The sequence below is a fragment of the Bradyrhizobium sp. dw_411 genome (genome assembly GCF_018449695.1).
Lineage (GTDB): Bacteria > Pseudomonadota > Alphaproteobacteria > Rhizobiales > Xanthobacteraceae > Bradyrhizobium.
The window spans coordinates 283,165-307,051 of sequence record NZ_JAAVUY010000005.1 but is presented as its reverse complement, the minus strand read 5'-3'; the positions used below and the strand labels follow the sequence as shown (position 1 = coordinate 307,051).

At 59.9% G+C, this 23,887-nt stretch carries 24 protein-coding genes and 1 riboswitch; of the genes, 14 read left to right on the top strand and 10 right to left on the bottom strand.

The genetic code is table 11. The features are described from left to right. Window positions 1-16: 16 nt before the first annotated feature. From HB676_RS10655 to HB676_RS10635, 5 genes are all read right to left on the bottom strand, one after another. The gene (locus HB676_RS10655; RefSeq protein ID WP_213737745.1) at window positions 17-1,225 is read right to left on the bottom strand and encodes a beta-ketoacyl-ACP synthase; all 1,209 of its coding nucleotides are present in this window, start codon (window positions 1,223-1,225) and stop codon (window positions 17-19) included. Next, window positions 1,218-1,691: a 3-hydroxyacyl-ACP dehydratase FabZ family protein gene (locus tag HB676_RS10650; protein ID WP_213737744.1), complete on the bottom strand. Its 474-nt coding sequence runs from the start codon at window positions 1,689-1,691 to the stop codon at window positions 1,218-1,220. Before HB676_RS10650 ends, HB676_RS10655 begins: the two co-directional genes overlap by 8 nt. A 9-nt stretch (window positions 1,692-1,700) precedes the next feature. Continuing rightward, the gene (locus HB676_RS10645) at window positions 1,701-1,982 is read right to left on the bottom strand and encodes an acyl carrier protein (RefSeq protein WP_002711294.1); all 282 of its coding nucleotides are present in this window, start codon (window positions 1,980-1,982) and stop codon (window positions 1,701-1,703) included. A 202-nt stretch (window positions 1,983-2,184) separates the two neighbouring features. Further along, the gene (locus tag HB676_RS10640) at window positions 2,185-2,592 is read right to left on the bottom strand and encodes a hypothetical protein (protein ID WP_213737743.1); all 408 of its coding nucleotides are present in this window, start codon (window positions 2,590-2,592) and stop codon (window positions 2,185-2,187) included. A gap of 112 nt (window positions 2,593-2,704) precedes the next feature. Continuing rightward, the gene (locus HB676_RS10635) at window positions 2,705-3,589 is read right to left on the bottom strand and encodes an ion channel (RefSeq protein ID WP_213737742.1); all 885 of its coding nucleotides are present in this window, start codon (window positions 3,587-3,589) and stop codon (window positions 2,705-2,707) included. A gap of 222 nt (window positions 3,590-3,811) precedes the next feature. Here HB676_RS10635 and HB676_RS10630 point away from each other — a divergent pair, with 222 nt between their 5' ends. Then, on the top strand, window positions 3,812-4,438 hold the full coding sequence (locus tag HB676_RS10630; protein ID WP_213737741.1) for a ParB-like protein: 627 nt from the start codon (window positions 3,812-3,814) through the stop codon (window positions 4,436-4,438). 181 nt (window positions 4,439-4,619) lie between these two features. Here the strand turns inward: HB676_RS10630 and HB676_RS10625 are convergent, their stop codons facing one another. The 5 genes from HB676_RS10625 to HB676_RS10605 form a co-directional block, all read right to left on the bottom strand. After that, window positions 4,620-5,198: a peroxidase-related enzyme gene (locus HB676_RS10625; protein WP_213737740.1), complete on the bottom strand. Its 579-nt coding sequence runs from the start codon at window positions 5,196-5,198 to the stop codon at window positions 4,620-4,622. Between the two features lie 701 nt (window positions 5,199-5,899). After that, complete coding sequence (locus tag HB676_RS10620; protein WP_213737739.1) at window positions 5,900-6,106, bottom strand: hypothetical protein; 207 nt, start codon at window positions 6,104-6,106, stop codon at window positions 5,900-5,902. Between the two features lie 208 nt (window positions 6,107-6,314). Further along, window positions 6,315-6,782 carry a hypothetical protein gene (locus tag HB676_RS10615; RefSeq protein WP_213737738.1) on the bottom strand — a complete coding sequence of 156 codons (468 nt, stop codon included), beginning with the start codon at window positions 6,780-6,782 and terminating at the stop codon, window positions 6,315-6,317. Between the two features lie 412 nt (window positions 6,783-7,194). Further along, window positions 7,195-7,527 (bottom strand): hypothetical protein, encoded by a 333-nt coding sequence (locus HB676_RS10610; protein WP_213737737.1) that lies wholly within the window; start codon window positions 7,525-7,527, stop codon window positions 7,195-7,197. A gap of 292 nt (window positions 7,528-7,819) precedes the next feature. Further along, window positions 7,820-9,550 carry a DUF87 domain-containing protein gene (locus tag HB676_RS10605; protein WP_213737736.1) on the bottom strand — a complete coding sequence of 577 codons (1,731 nt, stop codon included), beginning with the start codon at window positions 9,548-9,550 and terminating at the stop codon, window positions 7,820-7,822. A gap of 21 nt (window positions 9,551-9,571) precedes the next feature. On the opposite strand from HB676_RS10605, the gene HB676_RS10600 reads away from it, so the two are divergent. From HB676_RS10600 to HB676_RS10540, 13 genes are all read left to right on the top strand, one after another. Next, the gene (locus HB676_RS10600; RefSeq protein WP_213737735.1) at window positions 9,572-9,880 is read left to right on the top strand and encodes a hypothetical protein; all 309 of its coding nucleotides are present in this window, start codon (window positions 9,572-9,574) and stop codon (window positions 9,878-9,880) included. A gap of 104 nt (window positions 9,881-9,984) precedes the next feature. Continuing rightward, window positions 9,985-10,193, top strand: a riboswitch (cobalamin riboswitch). A 256-nt stretch (window positions 10,194-10,449) separates the two neighbouring features. Further along, a complete protein-coding gene (locus tag HB676_RS10595) occupies window positions 10,450-12,762 on the top strand; it encodes a TonB-dependent receptor (RefSeq protein WP_249780165.1) in 2,313 nt (770 codons plus the stop codon). Between the two features lie 18 nt (window positions 12,763-12,780). After that, the gene (locus HB676_RS10590) at window positions 12,781-13,611 is read left to right on the top strand and encodes a hypothetical protein (RefSeq protein WP_213737734.1); all 831 of its coding nucleotides are present in this window, start codon (window positions 12,781-12,783) and stop codon (window positions 13,609-13,611) included. Window positions 13,612-13,801: 190 nt separating this feature from the next. Beyond that, window positions 13,802-14,515: a TetR family transcriptional regulator gene (locus HB676_RS10585; RefSeq protein WP_213737733.1), complete on the top strand. Its 714-nt coding sequence runs from the start codon at window positions 13,802-13,804 to the stop codon at window positions 14,513-14,515. A gap of 105 nt (window positions 14,516-14,620) precedes the next feature. Continuing rightward, complete coding sequence (locus HB676_RS10580; protein ID WP_213737732.1) at window positions 14,621-15,118, top strand: hypothetical protein; 498 nt, start codon at window positions 14,621-14,623, stop codon at window positions 15,116-15,118. A 156-nt stretch (window positions 15,119-15,274) separates the two neighbouring features. After that, window positions 15,275-15,988 carry a PIG-L deacetylase family protein gene (locus HB676_RS10575; RefSeq protein ID WP_213737731.1) on the top strand — a complete coding sequence of 238 codons (714 nt, stop codon included), beginning with the start codon at window positions 15,275-15,277 and terminating at the stop codon, window positions 15,986-15,988. Then, complete coding sequence (locus HB676_RS10570; protein ID WP_213737730.1) at window positions 15,985-16,677, top strand: 4-carboxy-4-hydroxy-2-oxoadipate aldolase/oxaloacetate decarboxylase; 693 nt, start codon at window positions 15,985-15,987, stop codon at window positions 16,675-16,677. Before HB676_RS10575 ends, HB676_RS10570 begins: the two co-directional genes overlap by 4 nt. Window position 16,678: 1 nt before the next feature. Further along, window positions 16,679-17,530: an ABC transporter substrate-binding protein gene (locus tag HB676_RS10565; RefSeq protein WP_213737729.1), complete on the top strand. Its 852-nt coding sequence runs from the start codon at window positions 16,679-16,681 to the stop codon at window positions 17,528-17,530. Window positions 17,531-17,653: 123 nt separating this feature from the next. Beyond that, on the top strand, window positions 17,654-18,610 hold the full coding sequence (locus tag HB676_RS10560; protein ID WP_213737728.1) for a catechol 2,3-dioxygenase: 957 nt from the start codon (window positions 17,654-17,656) through the stop codon (window positions 18,608-18,610). A gap of 207 nt (window positions 18,611-18,817) precedes the next feature. Beyond that, window positions 18,818-19,444, top strand: a complete 627-nt coding sequence (locus HB676_RS10555) for a DUF1080 domain-containing protein (protein WP_213737727.1) — start codon at window positions 18,818-18,820, stop codon at window positions 19,442-19,444. Between the two features lie 370 nt (window positions 19,445-19,814). Further along, window positions 19,815-20,690, top strand: a complete 876-nt coding sequence (locus tag HB676_RS10550) for an ABC transporter substrate-binding protein (RefSeq protein WP_213737853.1) — start codon at window positions 19,815-19,817, stop codon at window positions 20,688-20,690. Between the two features lie 16 nt (window positions 20,691-20,706). Beyond that, window positions 20,707-22,326: an amino acid ABC transporter permease/ATP-binding protein gene (locus tag HB676_RS10545; protein ID WP_213737726.1), complete on the top strand. Its 1,620-nt coding sequence runs from the start codon at window positions 20,707-20,709 to the stop codon at window positions 22,324-22,326. A 196-nt stretch (window positions 22,327-22,522) separates the two neighbouring features. Further along, complete coding sequence (locus HB676_RS10540; protein WP_213737725.1) at window positions 22,523-23,764, top strand: acetamidase/formamidase family protein; 1,242 nt, start codon at window positions 22,523-22,525, stop codon at window positions 23,762-23,764. Window positions 23,765-23,887 lie beyond the last annotated feature (123 nt).

The following is a 23,887-nucleotide window of genomic DNA, read 5'->3' as shown; positions in this document are numbered from 1 at the left end:
CGGTTGAGCGTCGCGCTCACTTGATCGCTTCGACCAGAGCCATGCCTTCGCCCCGCCAGTGACCGGCCCCGATCACTACAATCTGGGTCGGCGGCGTGGACATTTCAACCTCCAGCCCGGAGGGATCGTTGGGCGAAAACAGCTTGCCGCGCGAGATCGAAAGTGCGGCGAGCGCGAGACCCAGCGGAAATTGGGTCTCCATGGTGTGCCCAAACGTGGTGCCGGTGGCCCGCACGGCAAAGCCCGGATGCTCGCCCAGAAACGCCTGCTCTTCCGACGTCGCCGGCTCAGCCCCGGTCGCGCCGGTGATGATGGCGCCGTCATTTTCAAGCTTGCCGACCTTGGACCACAGCCGTTCCAGCGTTGCCTTGACCTCGCCGGGCTGCTTGCGGCGGGCCATGTCGGCCACGACGTTGGTCAGGCGCGCATAGGGCTTGGCGCCGCGTGCTTCCGCGTGAGCCCTGGACTCGATGACCAGAAATGCGCCGCCCGATCCCAGCGCAAAGCCGCTGTTCTCAGCGCGCATCCACACCGGCGTGAATTTACCGGTGAGGTTGAAATTGCCGAATTCGTAGAGGACCAGCAGATCCTTGCGCTCGCCGTTTTGCGAGCCACCGATCAGCGCGATGTCGCTCTGGCCGGCGGCGATACGCGCCAGCGCGATCCGTGCGGCATCGACGCCCGCGGCTTCCTCGCCCATGAAGGTTCGCGACGATCCGGTGACGCCGTGCACGATGGCGATGTTGCCGGCCAGGAGGTTCGACAATTGCGCCAGGAACAGCGTCGGGCGCAAATCGTTCATCAGCCGTTCGTTGAGAAACCCGGGCGCGGAATTGCCCTTGGCTTCCGAATTCAGAATGTTGCTGTCCACCGCGAGATCGCGCTCGCCGCCGCCGGCGGCGACGATCATATCCATCCGCGCCAGGATTTCCTTGTTGCCCTTGATGCCGGCCGATTCCAGCGCCAGCCCAGCGGCATAGGTGCCGATCCGCTGCCAGGCTTCCATCTGGCGCTGATCGCCCTTTTTGGGAATCTGGGTGTCGAAATTCACCGGCGCAAAGGGGTGAACGATATAGGGCGCGAAATTCTTTTCATCGACGTTGATGCGCCGCTGATTGAGCGCGTCCCAATGCGCATCGAGGCCCTCGCCAAGCGAAGTGGCCAGACCGATACCGGTGATCCAGACTTCCACGCCGCCCGGGTTTGAAGATTTCGTCTCAGTCATGGGAGATGGCCTGTTGCGGAAAGCCGACACGCTTGGCGACCGTATCCATGTGTCCGCGCAAATCCGGATGAGGGAAGGGGACATGGCTGAAGGTGAGCGTCGCGTTGCACTTCACCTTGCCGCGGATTTTGATCTTCGCTTCGGTCATCGCATAACCCGAGCCTTCGTGCAGGACGCTGGCTTCGATCGTCAGCACCTCTCCGGGAGAGACGAAGCCGCGCATCTTGGCTTCCTTGACCGCGGCCAGAAACGGCATGCGCTCGAATTTCATCAGCCCGAGCAGTAGCCAGCCGGAGGTCTGCGCCATCGATTCGATCAGGAGCACGCCGGGCATGATCGGATAGCCCGGGAAGTGCCCCTCGAATATGGTGCTTTGCTGCGGCACGCGTGCCTCGACCGTGATCGTCTTCTCAGCGATGTTGAGGTCGAGAATCCGGTCGATCAGATGGAAATATTCGAGCTGCATGGCGGGCGGTTACGCGCCCTTGGCCGCGACCAATTCGTCGATGCGGGCGCTCAGGTTTTTCAGGACGAAATACTGCTCGGTCGTCGCCTTGCCGTCGTTGACTTCCTGGGTCCATTTTTCCAGCGGCAGCTTGATTCCGAACGCCTTGTCGATCGCGAACGCGATATCGAGGAAATCGAGGCTGTCGATCCCGAGATCGTCGATGGCGTGGCTCTCCGGCGTGATCGTGTCGCGCGGGATGTCGCAGGTTTCAGCGATAATCGTGGCGACCTGATCGAATGTGGATGACATCACTAAGCCTTTGAAACATTGAGGATAAATTCGGGAGAGGCGGAAGAGGCGGCCACAGCGCCCCGGAATGCCCCATCCACCGCCCAGAGTCGAGTGCCCGTATATCGGAGCGCCGCCCTGAGTTCAATGGAGGCGGCCCCGGCTGGACCGTCCGGCCCGGGGGGACAAAACGGATTCGGGGGGCAAAAATTGCTGGATATTGCTAGGTACGAGGGGAGGAAATGCGCACGCAGTCGCGCAGCCCCATCAGTACGCAGTCCTGGGTCCGGCGCAGGCTCGCGATACTCATGGCGAGCCAGATGCCGATCGAGATCAGGGCCACGGTAAAGGCAAAGGCCGCGATGTTCGCGAGCATGCGGTGGCGATAATCGTCCGGTTCTTCCCGGTCGCGTTCGTAATGCGATAAATCCCTGGCCAGGCCGCCTTGTTCGATCGGGTCGATCAGGTTTCTGATCTGGCCCGGCATAGGGGAGCCTGACGTATGGGAGCCGGGTGTATGGGAGCCCAGAGTATGGGAGCCCGATGTATGGGTTTGCGCGCGCGGCCGGAATTGGAGCACGCGGTGCTCGTCATCCGAAGAGGCCGAAATAATGGGCCGCTGGGTCTTCACTGTTGCCAGCTCCGGGACATCGTGATTTCCAAATTAGCACGCTTGCGACGCGTCTCCCAGAAAATGTTGACATGGCAGAGACGCTAAAATCCATCCATCCAAAGGGTGAGGTCTATCCCTCCAAAGTCTCATGGAACCGGCCATAGTCGATTCGAAGCCGGCCATCTTCCGAGGTGCGGATGATATCCGCGTAGCGGTGCCCGAACCGGATCTCGTAATGTTCGTAGGCCCTGCGGCCGAGAATGGTTTGCGCTGCAACAACATCATAACCGGACACCACGACGGCGAGTGCGGCCTTTAACTTCGCGAGGTCTTCCGCATTGATCTGGTACAGCGGGCTGTTCTCGTCGATCACATGATACAGCGTCCAACTGATCGCCAGACCGGGATTCTGGTTTTGCGTCAATGGCAGTTCGAAAAACCGGCGTAGCTGCTCACCTTCCATGCTCACCATGTTCTTGAACAACCACAATTTGGCTGTGGCATTGCTGATGATGTTGTGACGCTCATTGGCCAGGCGAAGCATCAGGGTCGGTTTGCCTTCGTGGATGGAAATGACCGGGTGTTCGGCGAACAACAGCCGCGCATTGGGCCGCGAGAACCGGGCAAAGATCAGTCCTGTCATCAACGACATCGAAAAGATGCCCGTAAACAGCTCCACCGCGGCGATGAAATGTCCGTAATGGGTCTGCGGATGCATGTCGCCGTAACCGGCGGTCGAAAGCGTCTCGATGCTGAAATAGACATAGTCGATATAATCGCCGGCAGGGACGTTCGAGATCGGCTGATTGCCGAGCCAGTAGAACGAGGCGAAAATCACGTTGAAGACGATGAACACCAGCACGGCGCCGCCGATGAAGGCCGGCCATGAGGCGGTCATGCAGCGATGGCTGATATCTCCCCAGAAGGTGAGATGAAGGCCTTCGGTGACGATCTCGCGGCTGCCAAACCGGACCACCCGCGTTTTCGAATTTCGCCCGTTTTGGCTTTGGACCATCTTGCCTGTTCTCTTGTGTATATCTCCTGCGCGTGAACGGATTAGGAGATCGTGCGCGCCTGATCGTCAAGAGCGTAGCCAGACGCAAAACCGATGCCATTTTGGCTTGTTTTGCTACAAGTAAAGCCATTTGATCGCGCGCGCCATCATGCCATAATCGCGGAGATTGCAGAGGCATTTTTGGCGATCACGTACCGGGGTTTCAAGGCAGAGGTTCAAGTCATGTCGAATACGCGCGAACCATTGATCAAGCCGATTCCAATTCTCTCTTTGCGTCCGACCCAGATGACCGTCGGACTGCGGGAGGTCAAGGAAAAGCGCAAGCGCTGGCGGGAGACCAAATCGGCGAAAAAGCAGGCGAAGACGCTGGGCAAGCACATGATCCCGGTGGTCAAGGGACCGGACGAACGCTATTACGTCGTCGATCATCATCATCTGGCGCGCGCACTGCACGACGAAGGCGTGAAGGACATTTTGGTGACCGTGATCGGCGATCTCACCATGGTCCAGCGCGATGCGTTCTGGGGCGTGATGGACAATAAGCGCTGGGTCTATCCCTATGACGCCAAGGGCGAGCGCCGGCACTTCAAGGATATCCCGAAGTCGGTCACCGATCTCAAGGACGATCCGTTCCGCAGCCTCGCCGGCGAATTGCGCCGCGCCGGCGGCTTCGCCAAGGACACCACGCCGTTCAGCGAATTCCTGTGGGCCGATTTCCTGCGCCGCCGGATGACGGCCAAGAGCGTAAACCAGGATTTTTCAAAAGCCATGGAAAAAGCCCTGGTGCTCGCGAGAAGCAAGGACGCGGTTTACTTGCCCGGCTGGTGCGGACCCGCGTCGGACGATTAAAGCGGGGTGAGGGTTGCTCGAGTCGTTGCTCTTTCTCCTGTGCCTGATGGTTCGAGACGCGCGGCGTTGCCGCGCTCCTCACCATGAGGGTCCCGGGGCTCGGTCCTCATCCTGAGGAGGCGCGCAGCGCCTTCTCGAAGGATGAAGCGATTAAAGTGAAAAACGCGCCAAGCAATCCGCTCTACTTCGGCAACCGCCCCATCAGATAAAATTCGTCGTTCGGACGCATCGCCGTCACGTTGGCCATCCGGTTCGACAGCGCAAAGAACGCCGCGATCGCGGCGATATCCCAGATGTCGTCGTCGCTGAATCCGTGGCTGGCCACGTCAGCAAAATCCTGCTCGGAAACTGTGTGCGCCTGCGCGCTCACCTTCATCGCGAAATCGAGCATCGCTTTCTGGCGGGGCGTGATGTCGGCCTTGCGGTAATTGATCGCGATCTGGTCGGCGATTTGCGGATTCTTCGCCCGGATGCGCAGGATCGCACCATGCGCGATCACGCAATAATGGCACTGGTTGGCGCTCGAGGTCGCCACCACGATCATCTCGCGCTCGGCCTTGGTCAGGCCGCCTTCCTTGTCCATCAGCGCGTCGTGATAGGCAAAGAACGCGCGAAACTCGTCCGGCCGGTACGCCAGCGTCAAAAACACGTTCGGAATGAACCCGGACTTTTCCTGCACCGCGAGCAGCCGGGTGCGGATGTCCTCGGGCAGGGTGTCGAGGGAGGGAACGGGGAAACGTTTTGCAACTGGCTGGGTCATGGGGGATTCCGGGCTGCCGCGTGATGCGGTCACCGGGCGATCCTATCGCGTTTTCGAACGGAGTGGAGGATTATGCCTTTGGCCAATTCGCCATGGGCGGCCTCCGGGAGTGGGGTTACGACGACAGCCGGTTATACCAGCAAGCTCTAACGGCGAAGCCACGACTGGCGCCGTAGTTCCTACGCGCCGTCACCGCAATTTTCGCAATTTTATAAATCTACTTGAACGCTATCCTGTACAACAACTGATCCAGTTGAACGACTGGACAATACAAAATAGACGCGTTCAACTTTCTCACGTTCAAGCTGAATAACTTTTCCAGTAGTGTCCAAGCGCGCGAACACAGCTGAGTCAAAAGGTGACTGATCAGTTTCGAAACAAACAAACGCAAGATCGGTTGGACCTGCAGAGGTGCTTAGAAAACTACTTTCCGAGTAGTCTGCTATTCTGGCATCATATATTGGAAGCCTATATGAAGGTTGCAGTGGCTCAGCGTGTGCAAGCGAGCTCACCACGATCGACTGAAAAAGCGATTGAGCTATCAAGTCCCAATCATCGTAGTTCTTTGGTTCTCGCCATTGCATGCGAGCGCGATCAGCTATCGGAATTAGTGCCAACAGCGCATCTCGAAAAATGAGCGTTAGCTCATTTACTGAGGTCGGCCAAAGATGACTGGACGTCAGATTAGATCCCATCGGAACTCAATTATCCCCCCATCTTACCGAGCAGCCCGTAGGATGGGTTGAGCCCTTGCGAAACCCATCATCTAGCGGACTGGTCATGTCATGATGGGTATCGCTGCGCTCCACCCATCCTACGCGCTGCACCGCGAGCAGGCGGGTGCGGATGTCTTCGGGCAGGGTGTCGATGGGAGGAGCGGGGAAGCGTTTGGCGATCGGCTGGCTCATGGGAGGATTCCGGCTGCCGCGTGATGCGGTTAGCGACGATCCTATCGCGTTTTCGAACGGAGTGGGGCATTATGCCTTTGGCCAATTCGCCGTTGGGCGGCCTCCGGGAGTGGGGTTACGACGACAGCCGGTTATACCAGCAAGCTCTAACGGCGAAGCCACGACGTGATGGGTATCGCAAGCGCTCCACCCATCCTACGCGCTTGAATCAAACTTTGTTGGTATTGGGAACGAATAGCTGTCGCACGGAAGGGTTCTCTTCCATTTGAAAACATAGATGACATGGTTTTTCGTGGTCGTACCAATGATGAAATTGGACTAGAAACGCCTCGATCAAATTAAACAGGTCGTCTGGTCTTTCGCGCAACAGGACGTCTGCGCGATCAACGATAATCACCAGTCCCCCATGACGATAAGCGAGAGTGATTAAATCGTCCAAGAATTCGATCCAGGGAGCTCTGCCATACGGAGTGTGCGTGAGTTCTAGTGCTCTTGCAAGCGGGTCTGCGATAGTGACGGATCCGCTTCCACCGTGCAAATAATTCCAATACACAAATTTCACACCCTCCTTAACGCCTGCATCAACTAGGTGCCATTCGGATCCGTCGATCTCACGGTTTTTTACGAAATGCACACAGCGTGTCATGGGCAAATTTATAGCCGAATAGCCAAACATCTTAGATACTCCGTCAAGGCCCCGTCCCCATGACCGGATACTGGAATTGAACCGAAGTATTGGGTATAGCCGGAGTCGGGTTGTAGCTGAGCCCTTGCGAAACCCATCATCTAGCGGACTTGTCATGTCATGATGGGTATCGCTGCGCTCCACCCATCCTACGCGCTGGGAGGGTATCGATGGAGGGGACGGGGAAACGTTTTGCAATCGGCTGGGTCATGAAGGGATTCCGGCTGCCGCGTGATGCGGTCGCCGAGAGCTTATCGAATTTATCGCGTTTTCGCGCGAGGATTATACCCTCTGCCAAACAAAGCTGCGACGATAGCTGGGCACACCAGCATGCTCCAGCCAAAACGTGACGACACGATGGGTATCGCAAGCGCTCGAGCTATCCTCTGGCTCCGCTCGTATCTCACGAAATACCAAAGAGTCGGCGTTGCGCTGGATTAATGGCGCTGGGATCAACCGTTTCTTCTCGCTTCTCACGGTAAGTTTTTCTGTACCTTTCGAGCTGGTAAAATAAAGTTCCATGAACTCCTTGGACATCCTGTTTTTTTAGCGGGCGCTCCCAAATCCGCTGTAAGGCTGCATTGATCTCCTCTTGCATAGGCAGATCAGGGATATCTTCGGCATATTGAATATCCTGGCGGGGGGCAGGGAAAAGCAACAAAAACTCTTCGTCCGTCGCTTGGAAAAAGCTGAAGGTGCAGTTCAAAGCGCCATCAATAATTTGAATGTTTTTCATATCGTTCCGGGCTCTCGATTGCATTTGCTATTCTGAACCGTATCATTTTGTAGCCCGTAGGATGGGTTGAGCCCTTGCGAAACCCATCATCTAACGGACTTGTCATGTCATGATGGGTATCGCTGCGCTCCACCCATCCTACGCGCTGAGGTCATTGCAAAACAATGCCTGAACGTCATTGCGAGGAGCGAAAGCGACGAAGCAATCCACGCTTTCTTTGTGTTGAGATGGATTGCTTCGCTGGCGCTCGCAATGACGGTCGCTACAAGATGGAAGGCTCCTGGTGCGATCGCTACCGCAGCGGCTTCTTCAGCAGCGAGAAGCGATCGGGATCGAGGCCCAGCGACGGCTGCAGCATCGGCGCTTCGATCGTGCGCGCGGCCGGCCGTTCGTTGATGCTGGGATCGTTGGGCACGTCGCGGTGCGAGGTGGCGCCGCGCCAGCGTTCCAGCACGGCGCTGACGAAATGCGTGTCGTGACCGGCGGCCGACGGTATCGTCGAGGTCGCGGAGTCGCTGCGCGGCAATTGGTGAATCGGCACTTCCTTGAAGCGCAACCGCGTCGGCAATGCCACGCCTTCACCGAAGGCGAGCACTTCGCGGGTGCCGAGCGAGGGGACGAACGACAACAGATTGGCCGCGGCGTCCGAGACCGCCGAGCGCAACAGCGCCTGGTCGCGGTCGTTGGCGAGCCGCATCGCAAACAGCGTGTTGCACTGGGAGATGATGGTGGCGTCGAGTTCGGCGGGGCGCTGCGTGATCAGGCCAAGATAGACGCCGTATTTGCGGCCTTCCTTGGCGATGCGCGAGATCGCCTTGCGGGTCGGGCCGAAACCGATGTTGCGGTCGGCCGATGCATAGCGATGCGCTTCTTCGCAGACGAACAGCAGCGGCGAGGCGCCGTCGCTCCATAGCCCGAAATCGAACGCCATCCGGCACAGCACCGAGACCACGGAATCGACGACTTCGGCGGGGAAGCCGGCCAGTTGCATGATGGTCATCGGCTTGCCGTTGGCCGGCAGCCGGAACAGATAGCTGATGACTTCCGCCATGGTGTCGCCGCCGACATTGGCGTTGTCGAACATGAAGGCGTAGCGCGGATCGTTGCGCACGGTCTCGATGCGCGAGATCAATTTGTGATAGATGATGCGCGAGGAGCGGTTTTCGAGCTTGCCCATGCGCTCGTCGATCAGCGAGATCAGATCGACCAGGCGAAAGGGTACCGGTGTATCGACGGTATAGGCGATGGTCTTGGGATCGATGCGTTTCAATCCAAGCCGGTCGGCATTCTGGTACTGCGTGTAGATTCCCTTCGCCATCGGAATGACTTCGGCGAGAATGTCGAGTTCCTCGGGCACGCCGGGCCGGCCGGCGAACAGCACGTCGACGATTTCCTCGAAATTGAACAACCAGAACGGCAGTTTCAGATTGCGCGGATTGAGAACCAGCGCGCGGTCGCCGAAGCAGCGGCCATATTCGTTATGCACGTCGAGCAGGAAAACCCGGAGGTTCGGCCGGGCTTGCAGGATTTCATTCAGCAGCAGCGAAACGCCGGTCGATTTACCGACGCCGGTCGAGCCGAGAACGGCGAAGTGCTTCGAGAGCATTTCCTCGACATCGACATAGGCCAGCACCGAAGGATCCTGCTGCAGGGTGCCGATATGGATCTGGTCCGATCCGGTCGGGGCGTAAACCGTGCGGAGTTCCTGATTGGTGATCAGGTCCACGGTATCGCCGATGGTCGGGTAGTTGGTGACGCCGCGCTGGAATTTGGTGCGCTCCGGTCCGCCGAAGATTTCGCCGAGCAAATCGACCGAGGCGCTGGCGATGTACTCGTCGGAAGCCGGCAAGTTCTCGCAGGACACTTCGGTGATCATGGCGACAAGGGTGGAATTCGCGCAGCGGATACTGACGAACCGGCCGACGGTGGCCCGCACCGCCGAGAGGCCCATCTGGTTTGCTGCCAGAAGGCCAACGCGTGCAAGGGATCCACGCACCGAAATCACACGTCCGAAAGATGTCACAGTGCCTGAACCCGGTATTTCATGAGTGCTCAAGTGCACACTATGCCGCCGGTCGTTGGAGAAACGGTTAAGCCGGGTGGTTCAAATCGGCGGAATATTGGCCGGGATTTGTGCCGTTGGACCGCCGTCGCCTGCGGCGCCACGGCGATTTCGCCGGAAAACCCTACTTTTTGTCTATTTGTTGCTGGCGCGGTCGCAGCCCGCCTTAAGGTTTGGTTTACCATGGCGAAAGTGCCGTTGCCCGAAATGGAAAAAATGTATGAAGCAGTCTTCCGAAGCCTGCGGAAAACCGGACGCGGGCGAAGCGCGATTCGATTCCGGTTTGCCTGATGCGGCCTTTGCCGAGGGCGCGGATGAGGTCCATATTCGGGGCGCGACAAATCAGCGCTCCACAAATCCTTCGGATTCGTTTGTTGACGCCGATGCGACCCGGTGTCACGTTCATCGACGGTAGTGCCCGCAAGGGCTAACCAAGGGAATACGGTGCGTCTGTCACGACAGACAATGCCGGAGCTGCCCCCGCAACTGTAAGCGGTGAGCCGACGACCATTAATACCACTGGGATCGTTCTTTCGATCTTGGGAAGGTGGTTGAAGGTGACGACCCGCGAGCCAGGAAACCTGCTGCCGGTAATGGTCATGCGCGAACGCGTTGGGCGGGGTGCTCCGATGCGTTGTAAGAGTTACGTTGTCTGCCGCATTGGGGCGAGGGCAGATTGTCGTGATGAACGCGCCTGACGGTTTGGATATTCGCCGTCGAGCAATAACTTGTCGATTCTCAACATCTGCAGATCCCCTGCGTCATTACGCGGGTACTCATCACGGCTGAACTGGCTTTCCGGTTCGGCGCTGCCATTTAGCCTGGCGTTCTCGCTGCTGATCGGCGCCGAAAGGCCCGTATTGGCGCAAGATGCTTCGAATAATGCGCAAGCGCCCAACACGATTGGGCCGGTCGTGGTCTCGCCTGCGAAACCAAAAGGCACTTCGCGAAGTGAGGCCGACACTCAAGGCGGAGCGAGGCGGACAAAACGGGTCGCCGCTCGCAATACCAGGAAGCCGCTACCGCCGGCACCTCCAGCACCGGTCAGCAGCGAAGCCGCGCCGACACCGCTCAACACCAATGTCGTCGCGACCAGCGCGACGCGGCTGGGCCTGACCGTCCTCCAAACGCCTGCGACCGTCGAGGTTGTCGATCAGCAGACCATGCGCGAGCAGGGCTACCGCACCACCACCGAAACCGCGCAAGGCGCGGTCGGCGTGCTCTCCGGCGATGCGGCCGGCGCGCCCGGCGGGTTTTCCATGCGAGGCTTTACTTTTAGCTCCGTCAACGTGCTCTACAATGGAATCTCGATCGGTCCGCAAGGCATCACCTCGCGCGTGATGGATACGTCCAATCTCGACCGGGTCGAATTTCTGAAAGGTCCTTCGTCGCTGATGTCGGGCCTGGATGCGATCGGCGGCTCGGTCAATTATGTGAACCGGCAGCCGACCACGGGTCCGATCAAGAACGAACTGGACGGCTCGATCGATTCGCTTGGAACCTACCGGACCCATTTCGGTTCGGGCGGCAGCACGTTGATCCCGGGCCTGGATTATCGCGTCGACATCGGCCAGTCGAAAATCGCCAGCTTCATCGATGGCGACTATCAGGATCTCACCAACTTCTCGGCCCAATTGAACTATCGCGTGACCGATTCATTCAAGGTGTTCGGCGCCATCGAATACAAGAGAGACGACGGGCACGCTTACTGGGGAACGCCGCTGGTTCCTGTTTCGTTTGCCGGGCCGTTCGCCAGGAACGGTGTCGTCTCGGGTACGGCCATCAGCACGTTCGACGGTTCGGTTCTCGGACCGCTGACGGTGGATTCGCGGACGCTGCACACCAACTACAACGTCGCCGACAATTCCACCGGCGCGCAGGAGCTTTGGCTGCGTGGCGGATTCGAATGGGCGCTCAGCAACGACATTACCCTCAAGAACCAGGCCTACGACTATAATGCCAGGCGGCATTGGATCGACAGCGAGACCTACGGCTTCGATCTGGCTACCTCGACCATCGACCGCGATCGTTTTTTCGTCACGCATAAGCAGCAGGTGGCCGGGGACAACACCGACCTGACCTGGAACAGTTCGTTCCTGGGAATGGAAAACCGTTTCGCCACCCAGCTCCAGGTAAGCCGGAACGACATCACCTTTACTCAGGAAGGCAATGGGGGCTTTCCGGCCGATACGGTTTCGGTGCTCGATCCGGACCCCGGCCTTTACGGTATGATGAGTCCGAACATTCGAAACAGTCGCCTCGACACAATCGCCGGGTCGTTCGAGGATCGATTGAAGCTGACGCCGATGTTCGCCTTGATCGGTGGTGTGCGAGTCGATGATTTCACGCTGTCGCGCAACGGCGTCAATTTCGATGGCACGATACCGGATGGCCAGCCTTTCACCAAAAACTGGCAGCCGGTTTCTTATCGTGCGGCGTATACGTTTGAGCCAATCCGCAATCTCGTATTCTACAGCATGTATGCGACTGCTTATGACCCGGCGGCGGCCGGCATCTTCTCGCTGTCGCCCGGCACGCCGCTCGACTTGACCAGTTCGCGCATCTACGAAACCGGCGTCAAGCAATTGCTGTGGGACGGGAAGGCCGAGTGGACGCTGTCCGTTTACGATCTGGCGCGCCGGAATGTTTACGTTGCAATCAACGACACCACATCGACGCTCGCGGGCGAAATCCGGACCAAGGGCGTGGAATTCGCCGCGGCGGTTCGGCCGGTCGAAAACGTCAAGCTATGGGGCAATGTCGCGTTCACAGCGGCGCATTACTCCAATTTCTTTTTCAACGGCGTGTCGGCGGATGGCAATACGCCTTCGAACGTGGCGCCCGTCATTATCAATGCCGGGGCGTCCTATCGCCTCAACAACTGGCGCTGGCCGGTCGAATTTGGCGGTTCCGTCCGCCATGTCGGCAACCGCTATCTCTACGAGGACGACCTCACGACCATGCAGGCCTATACCACGGCGGACGTCTATGCGTTCGTCGATATACCCGGCCGGGATCTGCCGTGGCAGGGGCTTCAGACCATGCGCGTAACCTTCAGGGTTCGTAACTTGACGAACACGCTGTACGCGGCATGGTCCGATCCGGGTTACCCCGACCAGGTCTTCCTTGGCGCACCGAGGACGTTTGAACTGGCCGCCTCGGCAAAATGGTGAAGAGAGCAGACACCAGCGATGCATCTCCTGATATTGCTGCATCGCTGGTGGGGTGTTGTGTTCTGCCTGCTGTTCGCGATGTGGTTCGCGTCGGGGATCGTGATGCATTTCGTGCCGTTTCCGGCACGCGATAAAGCGGTAACCTCAACGGGCCGTGTCGAAGCCGTCAGCGAGGACGCCGCGCGGGATGTTGCCGCCGGCTATGCGCGCTCGCATAGGCTTGACGCCTCGCGTGTCACAGCGGAGCGCGTGGACTACGACCAGTGGACGGTGTCAGGCGATTACGATTCCGACCGTCCGCTTTTCCGCGTCGCCCTGAACGACACGGCCGGAACTGTGTTGTACGTCTCGTCGACCGGGGGCGATATCGTTCTCGTCACGACCCGACAGATACGGACGTTCAATTACTTCGGCAGTATCGCTCACTGGATTTATCCGGCGGCACTGCGCCATCACACCAAAGTCTGGCTCGCGTTGGTATGGTGGCTGTCGCTGATCGGAACAATTGGCGTGGGCCTCGGCGTCGTCATCGGCATCGCTCGGCTTGGCACTGCGATCGGGAAGAAGACGCCCGCCTATCAAGGCCTGCAACTCTGGCATCACACGCTCGGCCTCGTATTCGCGCCCTTTATCTTCATCTGGATTTTGTCCGGCTTTCTTTCGCTGTCGGAGGACTGGCCGCTGCGCAGCTTTCACACGCTCGACTTCGCGCCGCTGACGTCACGTCCGCTGCTGCGGTCGGTGGTGATCGTGGCGCTCTGTCTCTGTGGCCTAGCCTTCAGCCTCACTGGTGTCGTGCTGGCGTGGCGAAGGGTGCGGACCACCGCGGCCGATACAAGGGGGCGTTAAGGCGCCAATCACAACGCAGCGCAGTTCTCACGGCTCGATTAGCGTTGCCGCAACTGATTTCCAGTCGAGCGCGTCGCTTTTCCGGTATCCGCTGACCCCTGCGCCGGGTGAGCCGCCACGCCCGTTTTGTATCGATTTCGTACAAGATATTTGTTGACTCGACCGGATGATTTGTACATTTGTACAAATCATGGTCCGCCCGTCCGCCAGCGATGAATCCGCCGCGCGCAAGCCCAATATGCGCGAAGCGATCCTGTGCGCCGCGGAAGAGCTGTTTTCGATAAATGGCTTCAACGCGGTGTCGGTTCGGGACATCGCGCAAGCCGCCGGCGCCAATCCCGGCAGCGTGACCTATCATTTCAAGACCAAGGACGGCCTGCTTCTCGAAATCTATCAGCGCCATTGCGAACCGATGAATCGCAGGCGCTCGGAGTTGCTGACCGAGGCGAAGCGCGTGCGGGACGTCCAGGACAGGCTGGAGGCGATCGTGCGCGCGTATGTGCTGCCGGCCTTTTCTTCCGGCAGCGACCTCGCGGGCGGCGGCGCGCGCTTTACCCGGCTGCGTGCGGTCATGTCGGCGGAAGGAAACGAGGTCGCCGGCCGGATCATCGCGCAGACCTTCGACGACACCAGTCACGCCTTTATCGATATGATCCACGAGAGCCTGCCGCACATCCCGCGTGCCGAAATCGTCTGGCGCAGCCACTTTCTTCTGGGCGCGCTCTACTACACGCTGGTCACGCCGGAACGCGTATCCCGTCTGTCGCGCGGCGATGCCGACGGTTTCGATGCGGCGCACGCCATGGAGCAACTGGTGCGCTCGACCGTCGCCTCGCTGCAAGCGGCCGCGCTGGATCAGCCGGACCCGTCACGGCGCCGGGCCGTGGGCCAAATCAAGACCTGAAGCTGCCTCAGGAAGGATCGGCAGGGAGTGCCACCGATAGAGTGGTTAGGGGTACTAAAAGCAGCCCTTCAAACGAGGCTGATTTACAGGGGAGTGAACATTGTCATGAGCACACTAACGTCTCAAAACACGCTGGCTACATCGGAAACCAAAGAGACCGTTTACGCCGGTCTTCTCGGAGGCCTGGTCGGAGGCGTCATTATCTGGATTTACGAAGCAATTGTCTGGGTGGGAATCCAGCATTTGATGCCGATGGCCGGCATTCCGCGCAACGCGACGGGATTGGTCTTCGGCAAGGGCGTCCAGGAATCGCTGGGCGCGATGGCCTACGTCGTCGGTACCGGAATTCACTTCTTCTTTTGCTTCGCCTGGGGCGTGCTGTTCGCATTTATCTGGCCGTACTTCCGCCGTCGCGGCTATGAGGCGACGTTCGTGGCCTTGTTCTTCGCGATCGTGCTGTGGATCGTGATGCATGTTGCGATCGCGATCGCTTCGAACGATCATCCGAACTACCTCGATCCGTTCGTGGTGATTGGCGGGTTCATGTCGCACTTCTTCTATGCGGTGCCGCTCGCCTTGATCGTCAAGCAACGCCTGCGCTGACGCAAAGGCGTAACGCGCCGCCAAGAGAATGTCCGAGATGGCAGCCCACTGAAAAGTGCTGAAGGCAAGTGCCGAAACAGCTTTCTGCGGGATAGCCATCTCGGATAAGATCATGCGGACCCGACAAGACAAAAACAAAAAGGAGACCATTGTCCCATGAAAACCGGCCTTGTTGTCAGCGCACACCCCGGAGATTTCGTCTGGCGCGCGGGCGGCGCCATCGCCCTGCACGCCAAGAAGGGTTACCGCGTCAAGATCGTCTGCCTCGCCTTCGGCGAGCGCGGGGAATCCCAGTTTGCCTGGAAGCAGCCGGGAATGACGCTGGAGAAGGTCAAGGCCGGCCGCAAGGACGAGGCGGAACGCGCCGCGGCCTCGCTCGGCGCCGAGATCGAATTCTTCGATGCCGGCGATTATCCGCTGCGCCTCACCGAGGCGCATATGGAGCGGTTGATCGACATTTACCGCGAGCTCAATCCGAGCTTTGTGCTGACGCATTCGCTGGAAGATCCCTACAACGTCGATCATCCCGCGGCGACCGCCTACGCCCAGGAAGCGCGCATCGTGGCGCAGGCGATGGGCCACAAGCCGCAGGCCGATTACAATTATGCGGCGCCACCGGTGTTTCTGTTCGAGCCGCATCAGCCCGAAATGTGCAATTTCAAGCCGCAGGTCATTCTCAACATCGACGAGGTCTGGGATATCAAGCGCAAGACGTTTGAAATTCTCGCGGCCCAGAAACATCTGTGGGCCTATTACGAGCGGGTGGCGCTGCAGCGGGGCATGCAGGGCGGACGCAATTCCGGCAAGGCCATGACCTACGGCGAGGCCTATCAGCGGCTGTTCCCGATGGCGATGGAGGAGTTGGTATGAAGAGCGTCGTTGTCCGCAACATCAAGCGTGCCGAGGCGGATGTCGTCAAACGTCTGGGTGCGCTCGGCACCTCGACGGTGCATGAAGCCTATGGCCGGAGCGGGTTGATGAAGCCCTATCTGCGCCCGGTATGGGCCGGCGGCGAAGCCGCGGGCACGGCGGTCACCGTGCTGGCGCAGCCCGGTGACAACTGGATGATCCATGTCGGTGTCGAACAGTGCAAACCCGGCGATATCCTGGTGGTCGGCTGCACCACTGACAATACCGACGGGATGTTCGGCGATCTCCTCGCGACCTCGCTGAAGGCGCGCGGTGTCGTGGGTCTGATTATTGACGCCGGTTGCCGCGACGTGAAATCGCTTCGTGAAATGGGCTTTCCGGTGTGGTCGAAGGCGATTTCGGCCAAGGGCACCGTCAAGGCGACGCCGGGCGCGGTCAACGTTCCCGTGGTGTGCGCGGGAGTCAATGTTCAGCCCGGCGATGTTGTGGTCGCCGATGACGATGGCGTGGTGGTGGTGCGCCGAAAGGATGCGGGCGACGTCGCGGCCAAGGGCGAAAAGCGCAGGGCGGACGAGGAGGGCAAGCGTCAGATCCTCGCTTCAGGCGTGCTCGGCCTCGACATGTACAAGATGCGCGAACCGCTCGCCAAAGCGGGCCTCGTCTATATCGACGAACCCGAGTCTGATTGAGATGACGCTACGGCTACGCACATTGCTTGGCGGCCATCCTGGCACCAAGGCGCTGAAGGATGGCTCGATCAAGTCTGATTTGGTCGCGTTCGATTTTGCCGACTATTCGCCGACCAACAAGGGCTTCAAGCCGATGGTCCGGGAAGGGGCCTTCGACGTCTCCGAGATGGCGATCGTCACGTATTTGATGGCCAAAAGCTTCGGCAAGCCGATGGTGCTGCTGCCCAACGTGGTGCTGGCGCGGTTTCAGCACGCCTATGCGCTCTATAATGCCAAATCGGGAACGATGACGCCCTCCGATCTGAACGGCAAGCGCGTCGGCATTCGCTCCTTCACCACCACGACGGGCGCGTGGCTGCGCGGCATTCTCGCTAATGATTACGGCGTCGATCTCAACTCGATCGACTGGGTCACGTTCGAAGACGCGCATGTCGCCGAATTCAAGGACACGACCAAGCGGGCGCCGGCGGGCAAGCAGATCGTTCAGATGCTGGTCGACGGCGAACTCGATGCGGTTCTCGGCGAGAAGGTCGAACATCCCGACTTGAAGCTGCTGTTTCCCGACGTTGAACGCGAAGAGAAATCATGGTTCGCCAAACACGGCGTGACGCCGATCAACCATATGGTTGTCGTCAGTGCGCCGTTGTCGCAGAACCATCCCGATGCGGTGCGCGAAGTCTCAAAATTGTTGCGCGAGAGTGCGGCACTCGCGCCGCCCGGTTCGATACGATTCAACGCCGACGAAATGCGCCGCTCGCTGGAGATGATTATTCGATATAGTGCACAACAGGGGCTGATCCCGCGCGCCTATGCCGTGGATGAGTTGTTTGACGATCTGACGCGGACACTGTGATCGTAGGGTGAGTTAGGCGAAGCCGTAACCCACCGCTGAAGCGATGATCTCTGAAAATGGTGGGTTACGCTACGCTAACCCACCCTACGGTATTGAACGCCGACGCTACGAAGGAAACACGCGATGCAACCAGAGCCGATTTTCGATCTCGCCCATCTCGGCCACATGGAATTGCTGACGCCGAAGCCGGACGAGAGCCTGAAGTTCTTTGTTGACGTGATGGGCATGACCATCAGCGGGCGTCAGGGCGAGTCGGTCTATCTGCGCGGCTGGGACGATTACGAGCGCTATTCGCTCAAGCTCACGGCCTCCAAGACGTCGGGAATGGAGCACATGGCATTGCGGGCGCGCAGTCCGCAGGCGCTGGAGCGGCGGGTCGCCGCGCTGAAGGGATCTGGGTTTGACATCGGCTGGACCGACGGCGATCTCGGCCACGGTCCGGCATTTCGCTGCCACGATCCGGACGGCCATATCGTCGAGCTCTATTACGAGACCGAATGGTACGAGGCGCCGCCCGAACTCAAGCCCGCGCTGAAAAATCAGGCGCAGCGCTTTCCGGCGCGCGGCGTCAATGTCCGCCGTCTCGATCATCTCAATTGCCTCGCGGTCGACATCAAGGCCAACCGGATTTTCTTCGAGAAATATCTGGGCTGCCGGCTGACAGAACAGATCGTGCTCAATGATGGCACTGAAGCTGCGATGTGGATGGCGGTGTCGAACAAGAGCTACGACTTCGCCTATTCACACGATCATTCCAATACGCCCGGCCGTTTCCATCACATCACCTACGCGCTCGATAGCCGCGAGGACGTGTTGCGGGCGGCGGATATCTTCCTGGAGAATGGCGTCTACATCGAAACCGGCCCGCACAAGCACGCGATCCAGCAGACCTTCTTCCTCTATGTCTACGAGCCCGGCGGTAACCGGGTCGAGGTCGCCAATGCCGGCGCGCGGCTCATTCTGGCGCCGGACTGGAAGCCGATCGTGTGGACCGAGGAAGAGCGCAAGAAAGGGCAGGCGTGGGGGCTGAAAACGATCGAGTCGTTTCATACCCACGGCACGCCGCCGGTCGGGGGCTAGTTCTCTAAAGGCCGGCCGTTTCCGCTGAACAACCCGCCCGGGCTTTTATTCCCCGCCATGCCGATGAGACGGGCGCGCATATCGCTGTTTTAACTGTCCTGCGATGGCTTTCGAACGTCCGCGCCGCCTGCTATCGTTGCGCGTTCGACAACCCGGGCGGTCCCTTGTCGGGATGCGCCTCAAAAACAATGTTCGGGAGATATCATCATGAAACGCCGGTCAGTCATCAGCTTTGCTCTGCTTCTCGCGGGATTCGCCGCTTTGTCCCATGCGCCCCAGGCGTCCAGCCAGACCGGGTGGGTGACGCTGTTCGACGGCAAGAACCTCGCGCATTTCGACACCATTGGCGACGCCAATTGGCGGCTGGAGGACGGCTCGGTGGTTGCCGACAAGGGCAACGGCTTCCTGGTCTCCAAGGACACCTATTCCGATTATCAGATCAGGGCTGAATTCTGGGTCGACGCTGCTGCCAACAGCGGCATCTTCATTCGCTGCACCGATCCCACAAAGGTGGGCGCCGACAACGCCTATGAAGTGAATATCTGGGATACCCGTCCCCAGTCAGACTACGGCACCGGCGCCATCGTCAACGTCGCCAAGGTCGATCCGATGCCGCATGCCGGCGGCAAGTGGAACGTCATGGAGATCACGGCCAAGGGCGGCACCTTCACGGTGGTTCTCAATGGACAGAAAACCGTTGATGCCGCGCAAGACCCCAAATTTGCCAGCGGCCGGATTGCCCTGCAACATGGCCTTGGCGTCAAGGACGACAAGGGTGTCGTGAACGACAAGGGCGTGGTGAAGTTCCGCAAGGTGGAAATCAAGGCGCTGTAAGGCAGCCTCGAACCATCGCAGAAGTCTCCGGCAATCCCCGCGCACTGAGAGGTGCGCGGGGATTGTTCGATTCTAACATCCGGCAAGCTTAAGCCGCTGCCCGCGCAGCACTATCAGCCAAGTCTCGCCGGACCCGGGCCGCATATCGAGACGCTATGCGGATGGAATGATCAGCCGCCGCCCATAATTTTCGCAGCCCTGCCTAAATCCTGGCACGGGTTGATCCAACTTTTTGTACGCCCCGGGACAAGCCTGATACCGGCGGGCGACCGTAGGCTCCCTTCGAACTTGGAACATGGCATCGCCATGACAACTTCGAAGGAGAGATCAAATGCATAAGTGGTTTTCCACCGAAACCCGGACGCCGCGGATGTCATCCGTCGCGCGCGCCGGTCTGCGTATCGCCGCGCTGGGTGCGTTCCTCCTGGCCGGCTTCGTGCCGATGTCCGCCAACGCCGCACCCGCCGGTTGCGCCGCGCTGCAGGCAAAATATCCGAGCCTGAAGGGCAAGCAACTCGTCAACGCGATCAACCCGCACACCCCGGGCTATGAAGCGATCGATCCGAAAGACCCGAACAAATATGTCGGCTTCGATATCGATCTCGGCGAGCAGATCGGCGAGTGCCTTGGCTTCACGCTGACCTACAAGGCCGTGACCTTCGCCGCATTGTTGACGACGCTGTCGAGCGGGCAGGCCGATATCGTGATCTCCGACATCTACGCGACCGAAGAACGCGCCAAGGCCGCCGACTTCATCACCTATTCGAAGGTGTTCGACGGCGTTCTCGTCGCCAAGGGCAATCCGAAGAAGATCACCGGCATCAACACCTCGATGTGCGGCGCCGCGGCGGCCGAGAATACCGGCTTTGTCGAAGTCCCGCTGGTGCAGGCGCTGGTGGCGCCGTGCAAGGCCGAAGGCAAGCCGGAGCCGACGCTGCAGCTCTATGACAACAACGCCAACTGCATCCAGGCCATTCTTGCCGGCCGCGCCGACACCTATGTCAACGACGTCAATACCGTCGATCAGGCGGTGAAGGCTAATCCCGACAAACTCGAAAAGGCGATCGCGGTCACCATTCCCTATTCGGTCGGTATCGCCGTTCCCAAGGACAAGCCGGAATTCCGCGACGCGGTGATGGCGGCGCTGATCGAAGTTCAGAAGGCGGGGATTCACAAGGAACTGCTCAAGAAGTGGGACCTCGATCCGAACAACTTCAAAGAGCCCGACATTCTCTCGGTTAAGTAATGCTTTGCGTTAAGTAATGTCGCTCTTCGTCCACTATCTCAGCCTGCCGTACCTGATCGAGGGCATCTGGTTTACCGTGATGGTGACCGCCCTCGGACTGGCCGGCGGGCTGATCCTTGGTGTCGTCCTCGCGGCGATGCAGCTCAGCCGGTTCTGGCTGCTGGCTGCATTCGCCAGGGGCTACACCGTGATCTTCCGCGGCACGCCGCTGATCCTGCAGATGGTGTTTGCCTACGACGCGCTGCCGCAGATCGGCCTCAAGCTCAGCGCGATCGGCGCGGCGGGTCTCGCGCTGGCCGCCAATGAAGCGCCCTTCATCGCCGAAATGCTGCGCGCTGGCGTGCTTGGCGTCGATCGCGGACAAGTTCTCGCAGGCCAGGCGCTCGGGATGACGCCGGCGTTGCTGATGCGGCGCATCATCGCGCCGCAGGCCATTCGCACCATGATCCCGGCGTTCGGCAACGAGACCGTCAGCGCGTTGAAGAATTCGTCGCTGGCCAGCGTCATCTCGGTTCAGGAATTGACGCTGCGCAGCACGCAACTGGCGTCTTCCACGTTCGACTTCTTCTCGATCTTTTTCGCGTCGGGTTTGATTTATCTGGTGCTGACGACATTGGTCAGTGTGATTCAGCTATTTGTGGAGCGCGCGCTCGATCTCGATCGCGCGACGCCGCAGGCGCGTCTGGCGATTTTCCTGCCCTGGCGCCGGGCCGATCTGTCGACCAAGCCCGAACTCGCCGAACAGGCGGCGCCAACCGCGCCGGCAGAAGATCCACCTGATGTCGTCGCACCACCGCGCGCGGCGTCGCGGGCCGACCGCGCCAAGCATGCGGCGATGGTCGAGCGCAACAATGTCGCCGTCGAGGTGAGGGAGTTGCGCAAGAAATATGGCGAGCAAAGCGTGCTCGATGGATTGGGGCTGACCGTCCGGGTCGGCGAAGTCGTGGCCCTGATGGGGCCGAGCGGCTCGGGCAAGAGCACGCTTTTGAGATGCATCAACCACCTCGAAAACTGGGATTCCGGCACGGTGCGCGTCGGCGGGCGTCGTCTGGGACTGCGCGAAGATGGCCGGCCGTTGTCGCCGCGCGAGATCGCCAATGAACGCGCCAGCGTCGGCGTCGGCATGGTGTTCCAGCAGTTCAATCTGTTCAGCCATCTGACTGCGCGGGAGAATGTCGCCGGGCCGTTGCGCTGGGTGCACGGCATGACTCGCGTCGACGCGGATAGGCGCGCCCGCGAGTTGCTGGAGCGCGTCGGGCTCAGCCACCGCGCAGACGCGTTGCCACGTCATCTTTCCGGCGGCCAGCAGCAACGCGTCGCGATTGCGCGGGCACTGGCGCCCAATCCGAGCGTTTTGCTGCTGGATGAGCCGACGTCCGCGCTCGATCCCGAACTCGTCAACGAGGTGCTGGAAGTGATCCGGCGGTTGGCGGTCGATGACGGGCTGACCATGATTATCTCAACGCATCAAATCAGATTCGCCGATGAAGTCGCCGACCGCGTCGCGTTCCTGTCCGGGGGCAGAATTCTGGAAGAGGGACCGGCGCATGAGGTTCTGACCAATCCGCGCAATCCGGTCACCGCGCGCTTCCTCAGCCTGATGGAAGCCGACAAGATGCCGGAGCGGACGGCATGATCCACTTGCCGACATCTGCCTCGGCAGAAAACGGACCTCATCCTGAGGAGCTTGCGCAGCAAGCGTCTCGAAGGATGGCTGCAACGCACGAACGCGCCGCCATCCTTCGAGACGCGCGTAAGAACGCGCTCCTCAGGATGAGGGCGGTGATACGTCATTCTTTCGCTATTCGCTCGCTTTCCCAGGAGGCACTTGCATGAAGCACTTTACGCTACCGGTCTCGCCGGCCTCCGTTCACTGGGGCTACTTCAGCAAGAAAGTCTCGCCCGCCCTGACGCTGCGCTCCGGCGACCGGGCGACCATCGAGACACTGACCCACCACGCCAATGACGATTACGAGCGCATGATCGCCAACGATCCCGGCGCCGAAAGCGTGTTCCACTGGACCCGCGAGCATAAAGCCGTGGTCCGCCGCGGCGCCGGCCCGACGGAGGGGCCGTTCATTCGTGGCTCGGGCGAGGGCGTCGGCGTTCACCTGTTGACCGGGCCGGTGGCGGTCGAGAATGCCGAGCCCGGCGATGTGCTGGAAGTGCGCATTCTGGATGTGCGGCCACGCCCGAGCTGTCACGCCTGTCACGCCGGACGCTGTTTCGGTTCGAACGCTTCGGCGAATTGGGGTTTTCACTACCACGATCTGATCGAGGAGCCGAAGCCGCGCGAGGTCATCACCATCTTCGAGCTTGATACATCGGGCGAACCCTTTGCGAAGGCCGTCTACAATTATGTCTGGACGCCGCAGACCGATCCCGACGGTATCGTTCATCCCACGATCGACTATCCCGGCGTACGGGTCGATCACACCACGATCAAGAAACGCGAGAATATTCTGACCAACGTCAAGGTGCCGGCGCGGCTGCACTTCGGCACCATGGGGCTGGCGCCCTCGGAGTCGGATTTCGTCAGCTCGATACCGCCGAGCTATACCGGCGGCAACATCGACGACTGGCGGATCGGCAAGGGCGCGCGGATGTATTATCCGGTCGCGGTGCCCGGCGCGTTCTTTTCAGTGGGCGATCCCCATGCGGCGCAGGGCGACAGCGAACTTGGCGGCACCGCGATTGAGACTTCGCTGACCGGCGATTTCGAGTTCATCCTGCACAAGCATCGCGATCTCGGCGGAACCCCGCTGGAAGGGCTGACCCATCCGCTGCTGGAGACCGACAAGGCCTGGTCGGTCTATGGCTTCACCTATCCGAATTACCTCGCTGAATTGGGCGCCGATGCGCAGACCGAAATCGCCAACCATTCCAGCCTCGACCGCGCCATGCGCGATGCCTTCCGCAAGCTGCGCCGGTTTTTGATGACGGTGCACGGGCTGAGCGAGGACGAGGCGATCTCATTGATGTCTGTGGGGGCGGATTTCGGCGTCACTCAGGTGGTCGACGCCAATTGGGGTGTTCATGGCACGCTTCGGAAGAACATTTTCAGGTGCGACTGATGTCATAAAGCGTTTTGGCGGGCATCCCGGGTTGCAGGCCCCCCGGGAGTTGCATCCGGGGGCCGGTGCGACGATGTGGACCGGGCCTTTGGCACGGAGGTTGCTTCGATTCCTGCGCCAGGG

Coding starts and splice junctions, on each gene's coding strand:
- HB676_RS10645 (WP_002711294.1), bottom strand. CDS start 1,982: ATGTCATCCACATTCGATCAGGTCGCCACGATTATCGCTGAAACCTGC.
- HB676_RS10625 (WP_213737740.1), bottom strand. CDS start 5,198: ATGACCCAGCCAGTTGCAAAACGTTTCCCCGTTCCCTCCCTCGACACC.
- HB676_RS10570 (WP_213737730.1), top strand. CDS start 15,985: ATGAAGAGCGTCGTTGTCCGCAACATCAAGCGTGCCGAGGCGGATGTC.
- HB676_RS10575 (WP_213737731.1), top strand. CDS start 15,275: ATGAAAACCGGCCTTGTTGTCAGCGCACACCCCGGAGATTTCGTCTGG.
- HB676_RS10540 (WP_213737725.1), top strand. CDS start 22,523: ATGAAGCACTTTACGCTACCGGTCTCGCCGGCCTCCGTTCACTGGGGC.
- HB676_RS10550 (WP_213737853.1), top strand. CDS start 19,815: ATGTCATCCGTCGCGCGCGCCGGTCTGCGTATCGCCGCGCTGGGTGCG.
- HB676_RS10590 (WP_213737734.1), top strand. CDS start 12,781: ATGCATCTCCTGATATTGCTGCATCGCTGGTGGGGTGTTGTGTTCTGC.
- HB676_RS10585 (WP_213737733.1), top strand. CDS start 13,802: ATGGTCCGCCCGTCCGCCAGCGATGAATCCGCCGCGCGCAAGCCCAAT.
- HB676_RS10580 (WP_213737732.1), top strand. CDS start 14,621: ATGAGCACACTAACGTCTCAAAACACGCTGGCTACATCGGAAACCAAA.
- HB676_RS10635 (WP_213737742.1), bottom strand. CDS start 3,589: ATGGTCCAAAGCCAAAACGGGCGAAATTCGAAAACGCGGGTGGTCCGG.
- HB676_RS10555 (WP_213737727.1), top strand. CDS start 18,818: ATGAAACGCCGGTCAGTCATCAGCTTTGCTCTGCTTCTCGCGGGATTC.
- HB676_RS10545 (WP_213737726.1), top strand. CDS start 20,707: ATGTCGCTCTTCGTCCACTATCTCAGCCTGCCGTACCTGATCGAGGGC.
- HB676_RS10560 (WP_213737728.1), top strand. CDS start 17,654: ATGCAACCAGAGCCGATTTTCGATCTCGCCCATCTCGGCCACATGGAA.
- HB676_RS10630 (WP_213737741.1), top strand. CDS start 3,812: ATGTCGAATACGCGCGAACCATTGATCAAGCCGATTCCAATTCTCTCT.
- HB676_RS10650 (WP_213737744.1), bottom strand. CDS start 1,691: ATGCAGCTCGAATATTTCCATCTGATCGACCGGATTCTCGACCTCAAC.
- HB676_RS10655 (WP_213737745.1), bottom strand. CDS start 1,225: ATGACTGAGACGAAATCTTCAAACCCGGGCGGCGTGGAAGTCTGGATC.
- HB676_RS10620 (WP_213737739.1), bottom strand. CDS start 6,106: ATGAGCCAGCCGATCGCCAAACGCTTCCCCGCTCCTCCCATCGACACC.
- HB676_RS10600 (WP_213737735.1), top strand. CDS start 9,572: ATGAGTGCTCAAGTGCACACTATGCCGCCGGTCGTTGGAGAAACGGTT.
- HB676_RS10615 (WP_213737738.1), bottom strand. CDS start 6,782: ATGTTTGGCTATTCGGCTATAAATTTGCCCATGACACGCTGTGTGCAT.
- HB676_RS10610 (WP_213737737.1), bottom strand. CDS start 7,527: ATGAAAAACATTCAAATTATTGATGGCGCTTTGAACTGCACCTTCAGC.
- HB676_RS10565 (WP_213737729.1), top strand. CDS start 16,679: ATGACGCTACGGCTACGCACATTGCTTGGCGGCCATCCTGGCACCAAG.